At 42.3% G+C, this 20,530-nt stretch carries 17 protein-coding genes; 8 read left to right on the top strand and 9 right to left on the bottom strand.

The genetic code is table 11. The features are described 5' to 3' along the window. Nucleotides 1-180: 180 nt before the first annotated feature. On the bottom strand, nucleotides 181-1,098 hold the full coding sequence (gene mtnP / locus DXK30_RS02580; RefSeq protein WP_114700326.1) for an S-methyl-5'-thioadenosine phosphorylase: 918 nt from the start codon (nucleotides 1,096-1,098) through the stop codon (nucleotides 181-183). Nucleotides 1,099-1,567: 469 nt separating this feature from the next. On the opposite strand from mtnP, the gene DXK30_RS02575 reads away from it, so the two are divergent. From DXK30_RS02575 to DXK30_RS02565, 3 genes are read left to right on the top strand one after another with little or no spacing between them, the layout of a single operon-like run. Further along, a complete protein-coding gene (locus DXK30_RS02575) occupies nucleotides 1,568-2,587 on the top strand; it encodes a TAXI family TRAP transporter solute-binding subunit (RefSeq protein WP_114700325.1) in 1,020 nt (339 codons plus the stop codon). Beyond that, entirely contained in the window at nucleotides 2,565-3,128 is a 564-nt protein-coding gene (locus tag DXK30_RS02570; protein WP_114700324.1) for a DUF1850 domain-containing protein, read from the top strand. The genes DXK30_RS02575 and DXK30_RS02570 overlap by 23 nt, the downstream gene beginning before the upstream one ends. Next, nucleotides 3,100-5,142, top strand: a complete 2,043-nt coding sequence (locus DXK30_RS02565; protein WP_390178017.1) for a TRAP transporter permease — start codon at nucleotides 3,100-3,102, stop codon at nucleotides 5,140-5,142. The genes DXK30_RS02570 and DXK30_RS02565 overlap by 29 nt, the downstream gene beginning before the upstream one ends. Before the next feature lie 153 nt (nucleotides 5,143-5,295). On the opposite strand, the gene lipA is transcribed toward DXK30_RS02565, so the two are convergent. Both lipA and DXK30_RS02555 read right to left on the bottom strand, forming a co-directional pair. Next, entirely contained in the window at nucleotides 5,296-6,339 is a 1,044-nt protein-coding gene (gene lipA / locus DXK30_RS02560; protein WP_114700323.1) for a lipoyl synthase, read from the bottom strand. Between the two features lie 148 nt (nucleotides 6,340-6,487). Beyond that, nucleotides 6,488-6,898 (bottom strand): carboxymuconolactone decarboxylase family protein, encoded by a 411-nt coding sequence (locus DXK30_RS02555; protein WP_114700322.1) that lies wholly within the window; start codon nucleotides 6,896-6,898, stop codon nucleotides 6,488-6,490. Nucleotides 6,899-7,318: 420 nt separating this feature from the next. On the opposite strand from DXK30_RS02555, the gene acnB reads away from it, so the two are divergent. From acnB to DXK30_RS02535, 3 genes are all read left to right on the top strand, one after another. After that, nucleotides 7,319-9,922, top strand: coding sequence for a bifunctional aconitate hydratase 2/2-methylisocitrate dehydratase (gene acnB / locus DXK30_RS02545; RefSeq protein ID WP_114700320.1), 2,604 nt, complete (start codon nucleotides 7,319-7,321; stop codon nucleotides 9,920-9,922). 216 nt (nucleotides 9,923-10,138) lie between these two features. Then, nucleotides 10,139-10,582: a DUF805 domain-containing protein gene (locus tag DXK30_RS02540; protein ID WP_227670653.1), complete on the top strand. Its 444-nt coding sequence runs from the start codon at nucleotides 10,139-10,141 to the stop codon at nucleotides 10,580-10,582. A gap of 205 nt (nucleotides 10,583-10,787) precedes the next feature. Then, entirely contained in the window at nucleotides 10,788-11,231 is a 444-nt protein-coding gene (locus DXK30_RS02535) for a PACE efflux transporter (RefSeq protein WP_201507870.1), read from the top strand. Between the two features lie 69 nt (nucleotides 11,232-11,300). Here the strand turns inward: DXK30_RS02535 and DXK30_RS02530 are convergent, their stop codons facing one another. Further along, nucleotides 11,301-12,098, bottom strand: coding sequence for an enoyl-CoA hydratase/isomerase family protein (locus tag DXK30_RS02530; RefSeq protein ID WP_114700319.1), 798 nt, complete (start codon nucleotides 12,096-12,098; stop codon nucleotides 11,301-11,303). A gap of 339 nt (nucleotides 12,099-12,437) precedes the next feature. Here DXK30_RS02530 and DXK30_RS02525 point away from each other — a divergent pair, with 339 nt between their 5' ends. Continuing rightward, complete coding sequence (locus DXK30_RS02525) at nucleotides 12,438-13,250, top strand: alpha/beta fold hydrolase (RefSeq protein WP_114700318.1); 813 nt, start codon at nucleotides 12,438-12,440, stop codon at nucleotides 13,248-13,250. Nucleotides 13,251-13,380: 130 nt separating this feature from the next. On the opposite strand, the gene DXK30_RS02520 is transcribed toward DXK30_RS02525, so the two are convergent. The 5 genes from DXK30_RS02520 to DXK30_RS02500 all read right to left on the bottom strand — a co-directional run bounded on the left by DXK30_RS02520 (nucleotide 13,381) and on the right by DXK30_RS02500 (nucleotide 18,543). Then, a complete protein-coding gene (locus DXK30_RS02520) occupies nucleotides 13,381-14,445 on the bottom strand; it encodes an HpcH/HpaI aldolase/citrate lyase family protein (protein ID WP_227670654.1) in 1,065 nt (354 codons plus the stop codon). Nucleotides 14,446-14,510: 65 nt separating this feature from the next. Beyond that, entirely contained in the window at nucleotides 14,511-15,692 is a 1,182-nt protein-coding gene (locus tag DXK30_RS02515) for a cysteine protease StiP domain-containing protein (protein WP_114700670.1), read from the bottom strand. Between the two features lie 52 nt (nucleotides 15,693-15,744). After that, nucleotides 15,745-16,575: an HAD hydrolase family protein gene (locus DXK30_RS02510; RefSeq protein WP_114700317.1), complete on the bottom strand. Its 831-nt coding sequence runs from the start codon at nucleotides 16,573-16,575 to the stop codon at nucleotides 15,745-15,747. Then, nucleotides 16,572-17,246 (bottom strand): hypothetical protein, encoded by a 675-nt coding sequence (locus DXK30_RS02505; protein WP_114700316.1) that lies wholly within the window; start codon nucleotides 17,244-17,246, stop codon nucleotides 16,572-16,574. Before DXK30_RS02505 ends, DXK30_RS02510 begins: the two co-directional genes overlap by 4 nt. Next, nucleotides 17,233-18,543, bottom strand: coding sequence for a phosphoribosyltransferase domain-containing protein (locus tag DXK30_RS02500; RefSeq protein WP_114700315.1), 1,311 nt, complete (start codon nucleotides 18,541-18,543; stop codon nucleotides 17,233-17,235). Before DXK30_RS02500 ends, DXK30_RS02505 begins: the two co-directional genes overlap by 14 nt. A 1,194-nt stretch (nucleotides 18,544-19,737) precedes the next feature. Here DXK30_RS02500 and DXK30_RS02495 point away from each other — a divergent pair. Further along, nucleotides 19,738-20,445 carry a hypothetical protein gene (locus DXK30_RS02495; protein ID WP_114700314.1) on the top strand — a complete coding sequence of 236 codons (708 nt, stop codon included), beginning with the start codon at nucleotides 19,738-19,740 and terminating at the stop codon, nucleotides 20,443-20,445. Nucleotides 20,446-20,530: the final 85 nt, after the last annotated feature.

Here is a 20,530-nt window from a genome sequence, read left to right as displayed (position 1 = left end):
ATGCTTAATTATAAGAAAGGCCATTATTTCAGATAATGGCTTTTTTTGATTCGATTGAAGTCAGGCCGATTAAACTTAGTCAGTTTAAAATGGAAAAGACGCATTAAGATAACGTTCTAATGATATAAACTCTCCTCGCACACTATCGTTATTTTAAACAAATATTTATTCAGATTTTGGTTAGTATCTTAATTTGTTAGCCTCTCCAGCCAGCAAGGCGGCCAGTCTGATTTTGGTATGATCGTCCATCGCATCTATAGGTGTGACCAATGCTTGTGCGAGGGCATTGTGGGCGATTGACTCAGGTAGTTCGGCAGCAATCAAAGCCACGGCTTTCTGTATCACTTTTTGAGCATTATTCGCATTTTTCATTAGGTTCTTTATAGCATAGTCGGCACTGACGGCTTCTTCAGTCGGATGCCAACAGTCGAAGTCTGTCACCAGTGCTAACGTGGCGTAAGCAATACTGGCTTCACGAGCCAATTTGGCTTCTGGCATATTGGTCATGCCAATAATATCTGCCTGCATGTGGCGATACCACTCTGATTCTGCTCGAGTCGAGAACTGAGGCCCTTCGATACAGACATAAGTTGCTTTAGAGTGACTTGCGCCTTCTACAATACCTGCTTGGTCATAAGCGCGCGTCAAGAGTTCTGCTAGGGCAGGGCATAGTGGATCTGCCATCGACACATGAGCGACGGCACCCTCACCGAAGAAGGTACTCACTCGCTGCTTGGTCATATCAATCATTTGATCAGGAACGACCATATCCAACGGCTTAATATGCGTTTGTAACGAACCGACCGCTGATACGGAAACGATATAGCGTACCCCTAATGTCTTTAGTGCATAAATATTGGCACGATAAGGCACTTCGGATGGGGCCAGTCTATGACCCTGACCATGCCGTGTCAGAAATGCGACCCTCACTCCCTCAAGCTCACCCAAAACAATATCATCAGATGGACAGCCATAAGGCGTCTGTATCGTCACCCTGCGTTTGTTGGTGAGTGATGATATTTGATAGAGACCACTGCCACCGATGATAGCAATATCAGTAGATAGCGTTTCCAGTACTTCCGTGTTAGGTATTGTCATAAGGACTATCCGAATATTTTGATAAAAATAGAGACACAGACTAGTGTCATGTAATATCCATGAACCAAAAAATAGGTTAGACAAAATATAGCAGAACTTTTGCCTTTATAGTTATAAATCGAAAATTCTTACTAAATTGCCGCCGATAAGACTTTTTTAGAAAGTACTGTGATACGGCGATCCTTTCTGGATATCGATAAAGGTTTACAATAGCGATAATTTTTGTTTTAATGTTTATTAAATGAAACATTGTTTCGCATAGCAAAACTTTATATATGTTAGTTCAATTAATGAATGGCCTATATTTTCTCAGGTAGCTTTAAATATAAGGTATTGAAAGAAAAAGAGAAAGTAAGCTAAGGTTTATTTGTTGGTGGAATTACTATATTATTACTCGTCTGTAACGTATTTATGTATAAATACGGATATTGTTAAACGTATAAAAACGATCACTTCAAGGATGAATTCAATGCTTAATTCTTTAAAATCCCCATTACTTTTGTCAGCTATGTTGAGTGCTGCCTTAGGTCTAACTGCATGCTCATCTCCAAGTTCAGAGGGCGGTGATACCGCATCTGCAGATAGCGCGGCAACAGATACTGCAGCAGATAAGCTTGATACTAAGTTTTTGACCATCGCTACTGGCGGTGCATCTGGCCCTTACAACATCATTGGTACTTCATTGTCTGAAGTCTATGTCAAAACCTTTGGCGTAAACTCAAAAACTCAAACCACTGGCGCATCAGTTGAAAACGTCAATCTATTGACTCAAGGCAAGGTCGACATGGTCTTGGCACTGAGTGACGTGGTGACGGATGCTGTCGAAGGTAAAAACAACTTTGAGCAGCCAATTACTAACATTCAGCAGATTGCTGTTTTGTACCCTAATGTGGTGCAAATCGTAACTTCAAAAAAATCTGGTATCAAAAATATTGAAGATTTGCGAGGCAAGCGCATTGCTGTAGGCGATCAAGGTTCTGGTACAGAAGTAAATGCTCGTACTTTACTTGAAGGGTTTGGTATCACTTATGATGATGTCACCGTTGATTATCTAGGCTTTGCTGAAGCCGCTGATGGTATGAAAGCAGGTAAGATTGAAGCGGCATTCTTTAGTAGTGGTCTACCAAACTCATCTTTGATGGAGTTAGAGCAAGGCTTAGATTTACAGATTGTCACTATCAACCAAGACAAGCTAAAAGAAATCATTGCGACCAAGCCTTACTTTAAAACCTTTGAGATTCCTGCTGGCACTTATGGCAATGAAACAGCCGTACCAACTGCAGCAATCATGAATGCATTATTGGTTAGCTCTGATCTATCTGAAGCGGATGGCTATAAACTAACCAAAGCATTGTTTGAAAACTTGGACGGCCTAAAAACAGCTCACCAAGCGGCCAACGATATCAGCTTAGAAACTGCTCGTGATGGCATGGTAGCCCCAATCCATCCTGGAGCTAAAAAGTACTATGACGAACAAGCAGCCAAGTAATTCATTATGGTTATCAACTGGCGCGGCATTTATTGCAGCGCTGGTTTTTTTTACGCTATGGTCAGGCTTTACGCTTCAGTCTGTCGTTGAAGTGCGAGTCGCAAGCGTAAACGGTGCTGATGATAAAGTTTGTTACTTCACTGAGCCTGATTTTCAGCTACGTTGGATACATTCTGTAGAAAAACAGTGGTGGGAAGAGCAATACCAACGCATAGACGGCAGCAGTACAGAAGGTGCTGAGCTGTTATTGACCACCACGTACTTTGAAGCATTTGGAGCTGGTACGCCTTCAACCGAACCCCTTGCGCCCATACAAAAACCTGGCTATCTGGGTTATCAAATCAACGAAAAACTGCCTCGCCTTAATTGGGTCGTATCTAGACTGACCAAAGGTGAAATGGATTATGGTGGTCATCGTTTCTTGATTCACCAGTGGGTGCCAGACTATTCTGAAGTGGTGATCATGCCTAAGACGTATGATTTAATTGATAGATTTAAAAAGGACTTTTGTCATGAACTCCCAAGTGACGGATCAAGGTAGGGTGACTACCATGCCAGATGCTCAAGTTGATAACGATGCTGAGGTGGATACGGTCAACCGAGCAGTATTGGAAAAATATGACCGAGAGTCAATCACGCGTCATATCACTCAAGGGCCAGTAAAATATTTTATCGCTGGCATTTGTATACTCTATTCACTGTTTCATTTATATATCACTTTTAATCCAATGCCAGCACTGTTACAGCGCTCTGTGCATGTAGGTGTTGGTTTTGCATTGATATTTCTAATTTTTCCAGCCAGCAAAAAAAGCAGTCGTAAGCGAGTGGCATGGTATGACTGGATTTGGTTTGCCTTGTCTCTATCTGGTATGGGCTATCTCATCTATGAATATCAAGATATCGTGACCTCGCGTGGCGGCATGGCCAATCAGGTCGATGTGATATTTTCCTTGATTACGGTAGTCTGCGTACTAGAAGGCAGTCGCCGTATCACTGGTTGGATTTTGCCAATCTTGGCTGGCATATTTTTGGCCTATCCATTTGTCAGTCATCTAGACTTTATGCCTGACAGACTTTTGACTCGCCCTTATGATATGGGTGATATCTTTGGTCAGTTGTTCTTAAAAACAGAAGGCCTATATTCTGTTGCGATTGGTGCATCGGTCACCTTTATCTTCTTGTTCATTCTGTTCGGTGCATTCTTAGCACGTTCGGGAATGGGGCAGTTGTTTAATGATTTGGCATTGGCTATCGCTGGTCACAAAAAGGGCGGACCTGCAAAAGTAGCAGTCATCTCGAGTGGCTTTATGGGCAGTATCAACGGCTCAGCTTTATCAAACGTGGTGAGTACGGGTGCCTTTACCATTCCGTTGATGAAAAAAGTCGGCTATCACAAAGATTTTGCGGGTGCCGTTGAGGCAAGTGCCTCTGTTGGCGGGCAGATATTACCACCGATTATGGGTGCCAGTGCCTTCATTATGGCTGAGACAACAGGCTTGCCGTATAGTACGATTGCCTTAGCAGCATTATTACCAGCGATCTTGTACTATTTAGGCGTCATTGCGCAGGTGCATTTCCGCGCTGGACGTCGCGATCTAAAAGGCATTGCGAAAGAAAATTTACCAGCGGTCAAAGAAGTACTAAAAGCCCGCGGTCACATGCTATTGCCGATTGTCTTCTTGATTTTCTTATTAATCAGAAACGTACCTGTGGGATATGCAGCAGCTTATACCATTGGTTTTACCGTTGTGATCAGTATGCTACGTGCCGAAACGCGCATGAGCTTTTCTGATATTTTGGGGGCATTAGAAGATGGTGCGCGTCAGTCGTTAGCGGTTATGGCTGCTTGTGCGGTCGTCGGTATTATCATTGGGGTTGTGAGTCTGACCAGTTTTGGTACGGTAATGACATCCTCTATCGTTACGCTAGGCGCAGGATCGCTATTCTTTACGCTTATCTTAACGATGTTGGCATCAATGGTTTTGGGCATGGGATTACCCTCTATTCCTGCCTATATCATTACGGCGACGATGGCTGCACCAGCATTAGCCGGTTTTGATATTCCAATCTTGTCAGCGCACATGTTTGTTTTCTATTTTGGTATCTTTGCCAATATTACACCGCCTGTGTGTCTTGCAGCCTTTGCGGGTGCAGGTATATCCGGTGGTGATCCGATGAAAACAGGGTTCTTGTCTCTCAAACTTGCTCTAGCTGGATTCATTGTGCCGTTTATGTTTATCTATAATCCAACGATGTTGATGATAGATCCAACTGGCCTGGCAGTCACGGCAAAAGATTTCCCGCTGCCACCTATTGTAGATATCATTACAGTGGTAGTGACTTCGGTGACGGGTGTCATTGCGCTGAGCTCGGCACTTGAAGGGTACTTCAGAGGCGGTATGAATACGGTGACTCGTGTTATTTTAGCTATTGGCGCTTTATTATTGATTTATCCTGAGATTACGACTGGTATCGCAGGTGGTATTATTGTCCTCGGTATTGCTGTATTCAATATAAAAACAGCTGGAAAGCCAACGCCAACTTTAACCGTGTAAAGCGTTAGGTTTAATCCTTCGTAAGTCTAATAAAGCTAAAAAAAGGGTGAATAACAAATCTGTTATTCACCCTTTTTAATATTCTCGAGATGTCGTAATAATTGTCTTAGCTACTGTTGCGCGCAACTACTTTCACATCACTCTATTGCTAACTTAGCAGCCAAGTTTGCCTTCAGCTTCTAATGCTTTTTTGCTACGGATAGGTGCTGGGCAGTCTTCGCCGTAGTACTGACGATCTGCAAAGTAGCTTGAGCGTACCATTGGACCTGCCCAAATGCTAAAGAAGCCAATCTTTTTGCCGTAGTCCATATAGCGTTGGAACTCGTCTGGATGGACATAACGATCGACAGGAGCATGGTTTTTACTAGGCTGTAGATACTGACCAATAGTAATCATATCCACATCATGTGCTTTTAGATCATCGAGTAGCGCATAGATCTCTTCTTCTGTCTCGCCAAGACCAACCATAAAGCCGCACTTGGTCGCGATATCAGGACGACGTTCTTTATAAATCTTAAGCAAATCTAGCGAATGCTGATAGTCAGAACCTGGGCGGAAAGCTTTGTATAGACGTGGCACTGTTTCGATATTGTGGTTAAACACATCTGGCGCAGTCTCCGTCAGTAAATCTAATGCAATATCCATACGTCCACGGAAATCTGGTACTAAGATTTCGATTAAACAGTTTGGGCTAAGCGCTCTTGACTCGTTTAGTACTTCTACAAAATGCCCAGCACCGCCATCTTTGAGATCGTCACGGTCTACAGAAGTGATTACGGCATACTTGAGTTTTAGACCTTCAATCGTTTCAGCGGTATGACGTGGCTCATCCTTGTCTAGCTCATTAGGACGACCATGACCTACATCACAGAACGGGCAGCGACGCGTACAGATATCACCCATAATCATAAAGGTGGCTGTACCATCAGCGAAGCACTGTGGTAGGTTGGGGCAGGCCGCTTCCTCACAAACGGTATAAAGCTTTTGCTCACGTAAGGTTGCTTTGATACGAGCGACTTCAGCAGGCGATGACATTTTCACCCGAATCCAATCAGGCTTTTTCTTTGCCTCGACAGTCGGGATCACCTTAATTGGGATACGGGCAACTTTGTCATAGCCACGTAGCTTTTCGCCTTGGATGGCTTTTTTGGGTTTGGCCTTAGCAGCAGGTACATGTGTTTGTACGGCAGTTGTCATAATGGAGTTATCTCTTAACCCTTTATATTATAAGGGTTTATGGAATTATCAGAATGTTTTATGAGTGCAGATATTATAGCAGAAATTTGGTCGTCAATTTTTAAACAATATTGTTAAGATTACTATGATTGTTCGGACGACCATAGTTTTAAATATCTATATCGATTTCTAACTCATTCAGTATATCTATGGCGGCGCGAAACGCTTCTTGAGTAGCAGGTGCACCGCAGTACGGCAAGCTGTGCATAAGCACTTCTCTAATCTCGGCGACACTGACCCCGTTGTTAATGGCACCGCGTATATGACCTTTCAACTCGTTTGGGCTTTTTTGGGCAATTAAAAAGGCAATAGTGATTAATGAGCGATACTTACGCGGTAATACTGAGTCATCTTGCCAAGTGCTGCCCCAAGCGTGTTCAATAATCCAGTCTTGCAGCGGTTGGGTAAATCCTGTGGCAGCATCAAGCGAGCGTTTGACATGCTGCTCACCCATGACCTCAGTGCGTACCTTGAGACCATTGTCATAGTTAGGATTGTTGTCCGTATTGCCATCAGTCATGTCGTCGTCCTTAATATTTTTACCAAAATGTTTTTACCAAATCGACTGCTAATCAATCGACCGTTAATAAATCGATGCTGCTACATTTCTTTAAGCGAGATTTTATCGAAGTTGTTTCTTACAAAATTGTATATCAGTCATATGGTGTCTGCTCAGTCATAAAGCAAGCGCTGATTGATAAGCGTAATCAGGCAAATGCCAGTTATAATGAGCGCTACAATCATATTATTGATGGCACTATTTTTATAATAAATGTTCAATATGGCCTTACTATGCGCCTTTTCAGGGCTGAGCCATTAACATTTAAAGCGTTTTAAGCTATGATTGCACGGATAATTATTTCATATAGTATATAGACGCAGGCAGTCATGCTGACTACCCACGTAATGTGCTACACCCCAACTGACGAGGACGACTATTGTGTTAGAAGCTTATCGTAAACATGTCGAAGAACGTGCTGAGCTAGGAACTGTACCCCTACCACTAAATGAAAAACAAGTAGTAGAGTTGGTTGAATTATTAAAGAACCCGCCTGCAGGCGAAGATGCGTTCTTAATGAACCTATTAGAAAACCGTATCCCTGCTGGTGTTGACCAAGCAGCATACGTTAAAGCGGCATTTTTGGCTGCTATCTTAAAGGGTGAAACATCATCACCACTTATCAGCAAGCAAAAAGCTGTTGAAATTCTAGGTACTATGCAAGGTGGCTACAACGTTCAGCCACTAGTTGCTGCACTAGATGATAGCGAAGTTGCACAAGACGCTGCTGAAGCACTAAAGAAAACCTTGCTAGTATTTGACGCGTTCAATGACGTGACTGAAAAAGCAGAAGCTGGTAACACTATTGCTAAAGAAGTGATTCAGTCTTGGGCTGACGCAGAATGGTTCTTGAACCGTGCTGAAGTACCAAAGAAAACCACTTACACGACGTTCAAAGTAACTGGCGAGACCAACACGGATGACTTGTCACCTGCGCAAGACGCATGGAGCCGTCCTGATATCCCATTGCATTCACTAGCCATGCACAAAAACTCTCGCGACGGCATCAATGCTGACGAAGAGGGCGTTGTTGGCCCAATGAAGCAAATCGAAGCACTGAAAGAAAAAGGCCATCCGCTAGCCTATGTTGGTGATGTTGTTGGTACTGGTTCTAGCCGTAAGTCTGCAACCAACTCAGTATTGTGGTTGATGGGTGAAGATATCCCTAACGTGCCAAACAAACGTGGCGGCGGTCTCGTACTTGGTAACAATATCGCTCCTATCTTCTTCAACACAATGGAAGATTCTGGCGCATTGCCAATCGAAAAAGTGGCAGTCGATAACCTAAACATGGGCGATGTATTTGACATCTATCCGTACGAAGGCAAAATCACTAAGCATGACTCTGACGAAGTACTATCAACGTTCTCACTAAACTCACCAACATTGCTTGATGAAGTTCGTGCTGGCGGCCGTATTCCATTAATCGTTGGTCGTGGTTTGACTAACCGTGCTCGTGAATACATGGGTCTTGGTCATTCAGACATCTTTGCTAAGCCAGAAGAGCCAGCCGATACTGGTAAAGGCTTTACGCTTGCCCAGAAAATGGTTGGTAAAGCTTGTGGTCTAGAAGGCGTACGTCCAGGTATGTACTGTGAGCCTAAGATGACTACGGTTGGCTCTCAAGATACGACTGGTCCGATGACGCGTGATGAGCTAAAAGACTTGGCATGTTTGGGCTTCCAAGCAGACCTAGTAATGCAGTCATTCTGTCATACTGCCGCTTATCCAAAGCCAGTTGACGTTGAGACTCAGCACACACTACCTGACTTTATCATGAACCGTGGCGGCGTAAGCTTACGTCCAGGTGATGGTATCATTCACTCGTGGTTGAACCGTATGCTACTTCCAGATACCGTTGGTACTGGTGGTGACTCGCATACTCGTTTCCCAATGGGTATTTCGTTCCCAGCGGGTTCTGGTCTAGTTGCTTTCGCAGCTGCAACTGGTGTAATGCCACTTGATATGCCTGAATCTGTCCGTGTTCGTTTTGTTGGTGAGCGTCAAGCTGGTATCACCCTACGTGACCTAGTACATGCAATCCCTTATCAAGCGATCAAAGAAGGTTACTTGACGGTTGATAAGAAAGGTAAAATCAACGAGTTTAACGGCCGTATTCTTGAAATCGAAGGTCTAGAAGATTTGACTGCTGAGCAAGCGTTTGAATTGTCTGATGCCTCAGCTGAGCGTAGTGCTGCTGGTTGTACCATCACTTTATCTGAAGCGTCAGTGACTGAGTACCTAAACTCAAACATCACGCTGCTTAAGTGGATGATTTCAGAAGGCTATGGCGATGCACGTACCATCAGCCGCCGTGTTGAGCAAATGCAAGAGTGGTTGGCTAACCCAAGCCTCATGCGTGCTGATGATGATGCTGAATATGCTATCGACATCACTATCGATATGAGCGAAATCAAAGAGCCTATCCTTTGCTGCCCGAACGATCCAGATGATGCAAAAACGCTAGCAGACGTGGCTGGTGATACGATTGATGAAGTATTCATTGGTTCATGTATGACTAACATCGGTCACTTCCGTGCCGCTGGTAAATTGCTACAAGACGTACCAGCAGGAAGCCTGAAAACTCGTCTATGGATTGCACCACCTACTAAGATGGATGCACGTCAGTTGATGGAAGAAGGTTACTACAACATCTATGCACAAGCCGGTGCTCGTACTGAAATGCCAGGGTGTTCACTATGTATGGGTAACCAAGCACGTATCGCACCGAAATCTACTGCGGTATCGACCTCAACTCGTAACTTCCCGAACCGTCTAGGTCAAGGCGCTAACGTATACCTAGCTTCTGCAGAGCTTGCAGCAGTCGCAGCGGTACTTGGTAAACTGCCGACTAACGATGAGTATCAGCAGTATGCTGGCATGCTAAACAGCATGGGTGATGAAGTCTATCAATACATGAACTTTGACCGTATGGAAGACTATACTGAAGAAGCAGACAAGATTAACGTTGCTCAGTTGACCTAATCTTGAGTATATAAGCTTTTAACATTAGAAGCTTTATACTAAAAACTTTATACGTAAAAAATAACCCCGTATCGTTATGATGCGGGGTTTTTTATTGATGGCTTCAAGACAAGTAGTATTCATTTACAAACTTTTATTGAGCATCTATAATCAAAACCAATGGTTGATAATTTTCACTGACGATTTCTACTTTTCACGACTGAGATAAAAAGCCCTATGGAAAATAATATCAAGCTCCATAAATCGACTCCGCCGCCACTGCCCAGATCTACGATGGCTAACAATCATAGCGCTGAAGAAAATTACGGCATCATTGACTGGTTTAAAAAGGGCATGAGAAATTACACGAATTTTTCTGGGCGTGCTCGCCGTAAAGAGTATTGGTATTTTTTTCTAGTGCAAATGGGAGTGATGATCGTTGCAATGCTGCTGGATGCGATAATATTTAGCTCAGAGACAGGTTTATTTTACATAGTAGCGGCACTTGGTTTATTTCTGCCTGGTCTTGCCGTGACTATCCGTCGCTTACATGATACTAGCCGCTCAGGATGGTGGTTTTTGATAGGGATAGTGCCACTGATAGGTTCTATTATATTGCTAGTATTTCTAGCGAGTGATACCAAGCCTGAAACCAATAAATGGGGTCTACCGGCAAAATAGTCCGGTTAAAACAGGCGATAATCGTTAATAAAACGGCTTATGCCTGTTTACAAATGTCCTCACTGATTTTAGTGTTTGGTTTCTGTATAATATAGGGGCAGGCGGAAACCGTGGCTCTGCATTTTATTTATCTTTTCTATCTCGGGACGGACCGATACTTTGATATGCACCTTGCTGTTTAAATACAGGTGCTTTGGAGTCTTGGTTGATTACCTTATCCCCAGTTAAACGCCGAATTGTCTATGTGATTGTTTTCGAGATTCTGGCAATCATCTCCTCTACCTTTGTACTAATGAAGCTTAGCAATAGTAATGCATCAGAATCACTGCCCGCTGCTATGATGATATCGCTCGCTGCGATTATTTGGAACTTCGTCTACAACACCGCTTTTGAGACTTGGGAGCAACGCAGGCATATAGCTGAGCGTACGCTGCTTATTCGTAGTGCGCATGCGCTGATCTTTGAAATCGGTCTGGTATTAATCTGCTTGCCAATATATATCGTCTGGTACGATGTTGGCTTGATCGAAGCATTTATGATGGAAGCGGCTTTGATGGTTTTCTTCTTAATATACAACTTCGTTTTTACCTTTATTTTCGATAAGATATTTACTTTGCCTTATCATTATAACTCCGCGACTGCCTCTTGATTAAAAGTACAGATAGAAAAGGGCTACCATATTGGTAGCCCTTTTTTGATGGTATCATTGTTTAAATTGCTATTTACCTTGATATACAGGCTTACGTTTTTCGATAAAGGCGCTAACCCCTTCGATAAAGTCATCGGTTTTTGCCATTACTGTCTGTTGCTCTACTTCCGTATCTAAAGCCGCGCTCAAACCAGCGAAGGCGTGTACATTGAAGCTCTCTTTCATAGCGGCCAACGCTTTGCCTGGCAGCTGGCTCAATCGTAGCGCTAAGGCGTGTACGGTGGCTTCTAGCTCGTCAATACTTACCACTTTGTTCACTAGGTTTAAGCGCGCCATGTCTTCGGCTTTTAATTTATCACCTAGCATTACAAGCTCAGTCGCTTTTGCTGCACCAACCAATTGGTTTAATAAGTAAATACCACCTGCATCTGGAACTAGGCCGATATTAACGAACGCTTGTACAAACTTTGCATTGTCTGCGGCAATTCGGAAGTCACAAGTAAGCGCCAAGTTCATGCCAGCACCTGCCACAGCACCTTCTAGTTTGGCAATAATCGGCTTATGGATACGACGTAACTTTAAGCTGACTTCGCCTGCACCTTCTACCATGCCTCTTAACTTGTTTGAAACAATATCCTTGTCTAATCCTTCAGACAACATCTCTTTTATATCGCCGCCGCTTGAGAAGTTACCACCAGCCCCTTGCAAAATAATCACACGTACTTGATCATCTGCAGCCGCTTTATCTAGCGCTATCAAGACTTGGTTTTTTAAGGGCGTGCCAAAAGCATTTAAGCTTTTTGGATCGTTAAAGGTAATGGTAGCAATGTGCTCTTCAACTTGATAATCGACGAGAGACTGTGACATTTGAGATTTCCTTATTTTAAATGACTGTTTTAATATTTTGTATCAATGACAATGGTACGAAATAAAGGTAAAAATGGTTCAATGCTGATTACTATAGCAGCTTGCTATGATTATAAAAGCGTGTTTTGTGGGCGCTTAAGACACATCTATATACTGGTAAACTTTACTATTCTATCGTAAAAGCTGATGCTAGCTAATGGGACAAAACGACTGGCTCGTAAAAAGGCTATGACCTAAGGGGCTAATGGATTATGCTAATATGCCAGGTTGAGTGTAAAAGAGTCGTAAAAGACACAAGGGTACGCTCGAACTTTTCATTGATCAAACAAGGATGTGGTTATGCCAATTATCACTGTAAATAATGCTGATATTTATTACGAAGACAGTGCACCGAACGACACGCAAAAGCCCGTTATCGTATTTGCTCATGGTCTACTGTGGAGCTCACAGATGTATGACAAGCAAGTGGAGCACTTTCAAACAGACTATCGTTGTATTGCTTTTGATTTTCGCGGGCAAGGTCAGTCGCAGGTTACCAAATCTGGCTATGATATGGAGACGCTGACTGAAGATACGCTTGACTTGCTTGCGGTACTTGGTATTGATAAATGTCACTTTGTTGGGCTATCTATGGGCGGGTTCGTGGCTCAACGTATCGCGCTCAAACGCCCTGAGTTGCTATTGTCGTTAACGCTGTTAGAAACCTCTGCTGACCCTGAAGATCCAAAAAACATACCTCAGTATCGTAAGCTGGTCAAAGCCATTCGCTGGTTAGGTATGAAGCGTGTGAGTAATAAGGTGATGCCAATTATGTTTGGCAGTACGTTTTTGGCAGACAAACTGCGCAAATCTGACCGTAAGCAGTGGCTAACGATGCTACAAAGCAATCGCAAAGGCGGCGTGGTCAAAGCAACAATGGGTGTGATTGAGCGTACAGGTACTTATGAGCAGTTGGGTGAGATTACAACGCCGACACTGATTGTGGTTGGGGATGAAGATGCCGCCACGCCTTATGTCAAATCTGAACGCATGCATTTTGCTATCGCTGGGTCCAAGCTTGCTATTATCAAAGGTGCCGGTCATACATCGACAGTAGAAGAGCCTGATCAAGTGAACCAAGTACTTCGTCAGTTTTTGGAAAGCTGTGTTTAATGTAGATACTGTTCGAGAGCTTTAGAGCGTCATATCTATATAAAAAAGCCGCTACCTGTTATTTGATAGCGGCTTTTTGTATGGTGTAAGTTGTTAAATGGCAGACAGCCATCTATATCAGCGATGACAGTTACATTCGTGAGCTGTACTGGCTATGTCCATCATCAATAGTTCCAAAGGCTTCTGCACGATTGACAATCTCAGTCGCCCAAGCACGGTGCGTCGCAGGCTCTAGCATCGTATTATTGTACTTAAATACTGCTTTGGCCTCAGTGTGAAGGATCGCTTGTGCTTCATCCAATGTACTCAATGGCACACAGTAAGCTTGCTGTACTAGGGCGATTTGGCTTGGATGAATGACAGTTTTGCCCACCATCCCTAAGCTGACATCTCGGTTCAGCTCTTGCATAAACAGTGTCGGCTGATCCAAATATTCAAATACTGGCGCGGTAAGATAAAAACCATGCGGCACAAAACAGCCAAGCATTTGATAAGCCAACGTACCGATAGGCGAGTCATAGACAATACTGTTTTTTGGGCGACGTAAGCGCAATGCTGCGAACAAGTCATTTCCACCGATACGCAATGCAAAAACTGGCTGGCTAAACGCTTCTTTAAAAGCGATGGCAAGCTCCTGATTGTGATGCGGATTAAACAGCGCTGCGGTTTCGAGCGTCGGCATAAGTAGTTGATCTACTTTTAGGTTCTGACAAGCCATGCGCCAGTTAGATAGGCTATACATATCAACTTTTGGCATAACAAAACCATCGATGAGATCGATATGAGTATAGTCAGCCAGTTGCTGTAGCATCATTGGGCTACGTGGACGTATAAAGACCAGTGGGCGTGTCGGGTGTTGAGCATGAATCTTTGCCGATTTAGATGGCGCATTAATGCTATTCACATGCTCAGCCCAAGTATTCAGGAGGGTTCGCAAACGCTCAAGCGCTAACTCTACATCCTGCTGACTGACTGCATCCTCTAGACAGATAATAATACTATTGATCGTCGGTAGTTTATCTCGCTTGATGACTTGCCAAATATCTTGGCGAGTCGCAGGCATGTATAAGCTAGCACCGAGCTGATATGGATGGTGCGTGTGCGGTTTGACCATCGCATGACGCTCAGTGATCAGATGCGCATAAGATTGGGTATCATTGTAAAGGTCTGACTCGGTTTTTAGCATATCTGACATAATTGGCATCATAAGTAGAGGATATAAGAGAGCGAAAAAGAATACATTTAATACTATTAAATGTATTAAGTGTCTTGGGAGCGCTGCTTGATAAGCGTGATGGCTTGATAAGGCAGTATTTTATCACCTAATACACTGATAGTGATGTTTCGTTGTGCACATAAATGGCGTAGCAGTACGGTATCAGGGTGCTCAGCAGTGGCGAGCAATATACGCTCGGGATCACGGCGTAATATGGCACGTGTTGCCTCAGCAATTGTTGGTTTAATACGGTTGCGATTGATAATCTTATAGTCTGCTGCCAACGTCTCTATCAACGCCGCAGTCTGGTAGCGTGGCTGCTGGTAAATCGGTAAACGTGCTGGAGTAGTAGCCAATGATCGTCTCACGGCATCGATACGATCGACGAATGTCAGGCTGTGATCTACCTCAATTAAATCATCATAAAAAACACTGCGATGCAGGCCTGATGACGGCTCTGTATATAAGCTACGTGAAATTAATCCCGATACGGTGCTATTCAACAAACCAGATGGTATTAACCAGTCTTCTTCACTTGCCGCCAGCCAAGCAACGCCAGCCGGATCGGCAAGAGTCAGTAGCGGAATGACGTCAGCACCTTGATGAAAAATGTTGGCAAAATTAACATGAGTAGAATCGCTAAATTTTTCTAAACTGCTAGCCAACTCTTGATATATGGCACCTTTACCTGTCCAGCCATCGACGAAGACAATCGGACTGTTTGGATAAGCCTTTAGTAGCATTTGCAGGGCAACTGGATCAAGACCACGATCCCGAATGATACTGATGCCATAATGTACACTTGGCAGGTGATAGCTACTGTCTGTATCCGATAGCGCACGCTGCAATAAGACCCCGATCGGCAGACCAGCTCGCACCAAACTGACCAAAACCAGTGGATACTCATCACTCACATTCTGCTGAAAAACATGATGTAGCGTATGAGACAAATGAGCGATATCAGTCGCTGTCCTTGTTGACCCTTGCTCTAATGCCTGTATGTATAGCTGCTCATGCATGGCAGTAGGTGCTTGCTCTAAAGTCAGCATGTCAGAGTAATGGCGTTGGCCGCTTTGGATAAGCGCTTCTTTTTGACTGACGGGCACATCGGCAACCGCGTCCTTATCCACCATATCGAGTAGGACAGTCACATCGCTTGCAAGATAGCTACCTGAGCCATAGTTTTTTAAATCGGCTCGTTTGGTCTGTATATTAGGAAAAGTCATAGTATGAATAATAGCACTCGGAATGATAACAGTGGATTTGCGTGGCTGCAGTTTAGCCTGACGATTTAGACGGGTATTGCTCATGCAATTGGCCATGATTGGGCATACCGTACCAGTCCAATAACTGTAAGAAAGGCAGGTCAGCTAAGCTATCACCAAAACCAAAACTGGGACGCTGATGGTCTAAATGATGCTCTAATAAAAACTGTACCGCATGACGCTTATGAACGACATGAGGCAATATCGCTAGGTTATTGGCATTCACATGCACATAGAAATCTTGATCAAAATCACGTATCAAAGTGGGTAGTTTCTCAGCTAAATCTACGAGCGCTTGATGGTCTTTCTGTGCATGTTTGATAGCCAGATAAATGGTTAGCTCTTCATCAACAGAACCATTATTAAAGCTATCGATATGCGGTGTAAATACTAAATGACTTTGCTCGCTTTTACTATGACTGGCAAACAATTGACTTAACTTATTAAGCTTATCTTGCAATGGCGCAAGTTTGCTATACATATGCTGCTGCCATTCGCTTAGTAGTTGCCCATCAGATGTCAAAATAATCGCTCCATGGGTTAATACTTGCCAACTATCAAAGGGCAGTTTAACGCGTTTTATTTCACTACGATCCCGCGCCGTCACTACAATTAATTCAGTGCTGGCAAGTAGCCAGTTAAAAAAGATTACTTGGCGCTGGCTCATAAAGCTTAGCAGCTCGTCTTGTTTATTAACCGTCGCACAAATCAAAGTTTCAGGTTCAGTAGTGGGCAAATCCCATGCATCAATTTTGCGCTGGGTTTGGAATAGCGTGTCGTCCAAATCCATCAAGGCATAAGGCTTAGTAATATTAGAGTTGGTTTTGAAGAATGGGATGGTCATGTGTTCCTATTGCCTTGGTTGTCTTTGAATAATTGACTTTGATGTACAAATTCGTCTATGACGTCTTTTGTTCTTAAATAAGTTCTTACAGCATCAATTTTAAATAGTAGATATGCTTCTAGTATGTAGAGAGGTATCATTGCAATATAAAATAGTGTTTGATTTTGAAAGAGAACGAGAGATAAAAAACCTACTATCAGTATCCAGATCAAGAAAAAAATAATAATGAAAATATTGAATCGATGATAGTTATTGCTCCAATAGCTACTTAAACCTCTAACCTTCTTGATGTACTGTCCATCTTCGAATCTTATTATAGAACCTGATTTTAAAACGCTAAGTTCATGTAGGCTAATTTTCAAAACCTTCTGAGACATCAGAAACTCTATCTCTTCAATTTTATAGTTTTTGAGTATGTAGAAACGTTTATAAAAAAGTTGCTTGATTAAAAACGGTTGGTTGCTCAGTCGTTCAAGAAAATTTGCGTCATCAATTATTTTATAAAGTGTCTCAAATTGCTTATCGTCTTTAGTATCGACACGATTAATTATGTAAATAAAAATTTTTACTAGTACAAAAATACCGGAAAATACAAGCGCTATGATCGCTAGTAAGGTTTCACTAAACCTTGTAATGGTTTTGAGATAGTTCAGGATCTCAGCTATTTCCATAACCTGCACCTACTACTAGCACATTATCCAAACTTCGCCACATAGCATCCACACTATCAGCTGATGTCTCTATACACAATACTATCAAATCCCAATTGCTAGGCTCAACGTTATAAGCAAAATTGGTCATGCCAAGCCCATAATTGTCGCTAAAGCTCAGCATCGTGGTAATCGCTCCACCAAGCGCAATTGGTGAACGGGTTAATGCGCTAAAACTAACAGTCGAATCTATATTGCCATTGAGCTTGTTAGACTCCGCTTCAAGCCATTCAGCCAATAGAAATGGCAACCAAACAAATTCATTGCTACCCAGTACTAGTATTCTTTTTGGTAGCAGAGTGAGATCAAAGATTTCGTTACCATTGGAGCGTGTAAATGCAGCTTGAAAACTCGAAAGATAGTTAGCAAACCCCTCTGTACTGTCTAGCGTTGGAAATCTGCCCCAATTGCCAGTATCGCCAAGCGTTTGACTACCAGCAGCAGTAGTATCAACTGATGGCATCGTGATGGGTTCAGGATTGGGTGCATCTGTCCATTGCCATGCGCCAGACAGTAAATGATGACGATGAAACTCAATACCAGAGAGACGATCCGCCATACGTGCAGGCTTAGCATCTGACTGTGGATGATGTTCTTCTTGATCTAATGACCAATCGACCAATGTCGTCAGATGCACTTGTTCTAACTGGGTCAGTCCTGCTTCACGTAAGGCAGTGACGACATTCACACAGGTATTGCCCGTTGAGGCTTCATCATCGACCATAATCAGCGTTTTGCTAGTCAGTAACTGTTCTTGCGTAACGCTATCTTTGCTTTGATAAATCAAATGGTGGCTGGCATGACTGTGGTCCTCACAAAATGTCGTCAGCAAAGAGTCGGTACCATTTGCATCACTACTTTCATCGTGCTGTGCATGACGAGTAGAATTTAATAGCAGAGCTTGAGGATAGCGCGTTTGTAGCGCTTGATGAACGCCAGCAGATAGACCAACAGCGGTCTCTGCCATGCCAATGACTAGGATAGGTTGAGGCAAGTGATTAGGCACTAAATCAGCCAAATTAGTAAATGCCTCTCGCATGGTGCTTGGCGCAACGGGAATATGACGACCTAGCACTTTTGAGACAAACAAAAACGCACGCTTTGGATTAATGCGCTGTGCAAATCCAAGCAGATCTTCTAGCTGATAGTGATCGCTTTTTCCCGAGTCGTTTTTATTGGTGGCTGAGTTGGTTTGATACGTCAGATCTAGCGTACCACGAGGTAGGGTAATGGTCGTACTGTGTTGCTCATTTAACATTCATATTCCTTGGCGCTTTTGTTTATATGTCGGTATATGTTTTTTAACCCTGATAGCCAATAGGCATAAGACACTGCGACTTTGCTTGCTTAGCTGAGATGTTGTGAGAGGCTTAGCGCTTGTCAAATCAGTCGTGTTCTTCAAACTGACGGCAGCGCTCGCGAGTAAGGCAGATAATAACTGAAATTTCACCGCATAGTTCACGTTTTATAAATATTCATGCATAGAATTAGGTAGGGACCATGCTGGTAGATTGTCCAGTAGTTATCAATAAAATCTGTAGTATGGAACCGTTATTTATCTGGCTTGATTTTGTAACTAGATATATTTAGATTATAAAACAATTAAAGCTAATTCATTAACTATAATTTTCTAGGTTAATATGGGTATTGAAATAGAATGGTCGTCGAAAATGAGATAAGACATTGGGTGGATGCTGTAAAGAAAGTAAGTCTAAAGTAACTAACGTCACTTTAATATTTAGTTCTCGCGCTTTATGGTTTTCTAAATATTTGTTAAATAATAATGCTAATTTTTTAATAAAAAACCTTGTGATATTAATGATTTTAACTTAGAAGGCGTAAGGTAATAAATAATAAATAAACAATTAAGAGCAATTTAATAGAGTGAACTAAAAGTTACATGGTTTAAAACAAAATATACTTCATAAAGTCATCCGATATTATCAATACAATAATAAATTTTTAGTATTCAGCCATTTATCGGGGAATGTAGCCATTTATCGGATGGCATCATATAACTTCTTGCTAGAATATAATATTCCGATGATAATATGTTTAGAATCCATTGCTGTTTAATAATGTTGATGTAAAAAGTGTTAGCAAGCAAATAAGAAGTTAAAAAGATAATTGAAGCTGGTTATTTTACCTCTTTTTTTAATGTGATGATCATTCTTAGCTATTTAAGTGTAGTCGACTAACTATAGAGTAAAAAAATAATTTTTGGCTTCATAGAAAGCTAACTGAAACCTAACTAGGCCTCTTGGTCACTAAAAAATAGTCCATTTCTTACAATATAGAAGGTATCCGAAATGTGCATGCTAAGGTTTTAAGTATCTTTTATACCATGGCAAAGTTAGTGAGCTGAAATTGCAAATTTACTGGCTTCGATCACCTTATATTAGACTACTGGATATAAGAAAGCGTATTATTATTTTAAGAAAAGGAGTGTTTTTTGAAATTCACTTGTACATTAGAAACGTCTTCTGAACGTATCCGCTTGGTTAATGTTATTTCGCCGCTTATCAAAGCAGGTTATCAGCTTGTTTCCCAAAAGCAAGAACCTTCAGAAAATGGTGGTAACATCATTCATGTGATCGCTAGAAGCTTAGGCTCTAAAACTAAGGAAGATTTAATAGATGACTTATCTTCAATTGAAGGGTGCACGCTCTTTAACCTAGAGATAGACGAAGAGGGCGGCTTGTCAGCCGCTCCTGTCAAAAAAGTTTTAGATGAGAAGAGTGTTTTATCAGCTATCGGTGCTTACTACCCTAAAATAGCAGGTATTGTCAGTCAGTATGAAGATAGTTTGCCTAGTGACCAACGCATGACGGCGTTGCACGAGTTAGGCCGTAAGGTTGGTGGCGGCATTTACCAACGTGATTATTCACTTGGTAGTCCATTAAAGATGCCTACTACGATTACTCGTGAACTTGTACCCGCACTCAAAGGACTTTCTAAAGTCAAAGCAAAGAATGATGTAATTTATTTAATCAAATGTCCATTTTGTAAATCGTCAGACCATAATCACTCAGGATGCCATTTTATTGTAGGTTATATAGAAGGTTTTTTAGCAAGTAATCCTGCCGTAGATAACGTTGAAGTCGAAGAGACTAATTGTGGCGCTGGTAGTACCAATATTTGTGAGTTTACCATTAGGTAGAGGATCATCAGGTATAGATAAATTAATGTTTATACAGAAATTAGCGAGCTCCTGACGTACTGTGACCTGCTTAAAATAACGTTAT

This window comes from Psychrobacter proteolyticus, from assembly GCF_003350005.1.
GTDB lineage: Bacteria > Pseudomonadota > Gammaproteobacteria > Pseudomonadales > Moraxellaceae > Psychrobacter > Psychrobacter proteolyticus.
This window is presented reverse-complemented; position numbering and strand designations above follow the sequence as displayed.

Bases quoted from the DNA above. Each gene is read 5' to 3' on its own strand.
- mtnP (WP_114700326.1), bottom strand. From the start codon at position 1,098: ATGACAATACCTAACACGGAAGTACTGGAAACGCTATCTACTGATATT.
- DXK30_RS02575 (WP_114700325.1), top strand. From the start codon at position 1,568: ATGCTTAATTCTTTAAAATCCCCATTACTTTTGTCAGCTATGTTGAGT.
- DXK30_RS02570 (WP_114700324.1), top strand. From the start codon at position 2,565: ATGACGAACAAGCAGCCAAGTAATTCATTATGGTTATCAACTGGCGCG.
- DXK30_RS02565 (WP_390178017.1), top strand. From the start codon at position 3,100: ATGAACTCCCAAGTGACGGATCAAGGTAGGGTGACTACCATGCCAGAT.
- lipA (WP_114700323.1), bottom strand. From the start codon at position 6,339: ATGACAACTGCCGTACAAACACATGTACCTGCTGCTAAGGCCAAACCC.
- DXK30_RS02555 (WP_114700322.1), bottom strand. From the start codon at position 6,898: ATGACTGATGGCAATACGGACAACAATCCTAACTATGACAATGGTCTC.
- DXK30_RS02540 (WP_227670653.1), top strand. From the start codon at position 10,139: ATGGAAAATAATATCAAGCTCCATAAATCGACTCCGCCGCCACTGCCC.
- DXK30_RS02530 (WP_114700319.1), bottom strand. From the start codon at position 12,098: ATGTCACAGTCTCTCGTCGATTATCAAGTTGAAGAGCACATTGCTACC.
- DXK30_RS02525 (WP_114700318.1), top strand. From the start codon at position 12,438: ATGCCAATTATCACTGTAAATAATGCTGATATTTATTACGAAGACAGT.
- DXK30_RS02520 (WP_227670654.1), bottom strand. From the start codon at position 14,445: ATGTCAGATATGCTAAAAACCGAGTCAGACCTTTACAATGATACCCAA.
- DXK30_RS02515 (WP_114700670.1), bottom strand. From the start codon at position 15,692: ATGACTTTTCCTAATATACAGACCAAACGAGCCGATTTAAAAAACTAT.
- DXK30_RS02510 (WP_114700317.1), bottom strand. From the start codon at position 16,575: ATGACCATCCCATTCTTCAAAACCAACTCTAATATTACTAAGCCTTAT.
- DXK30_RS02505 (WP_114700316.1), bottom strand. From the start codon at position 17,246: ATGGAAATAGCTGAGATCCTGAACTATCTCAAAACCATTACAAGGTTT.
- DXK30_RS02500 (WP_114700315.1), bottom strand. From the start codon at position 18,543: ATGTTAAATGAGCAACACAGTACGACCATTACCCTACCTCGTGGTACG.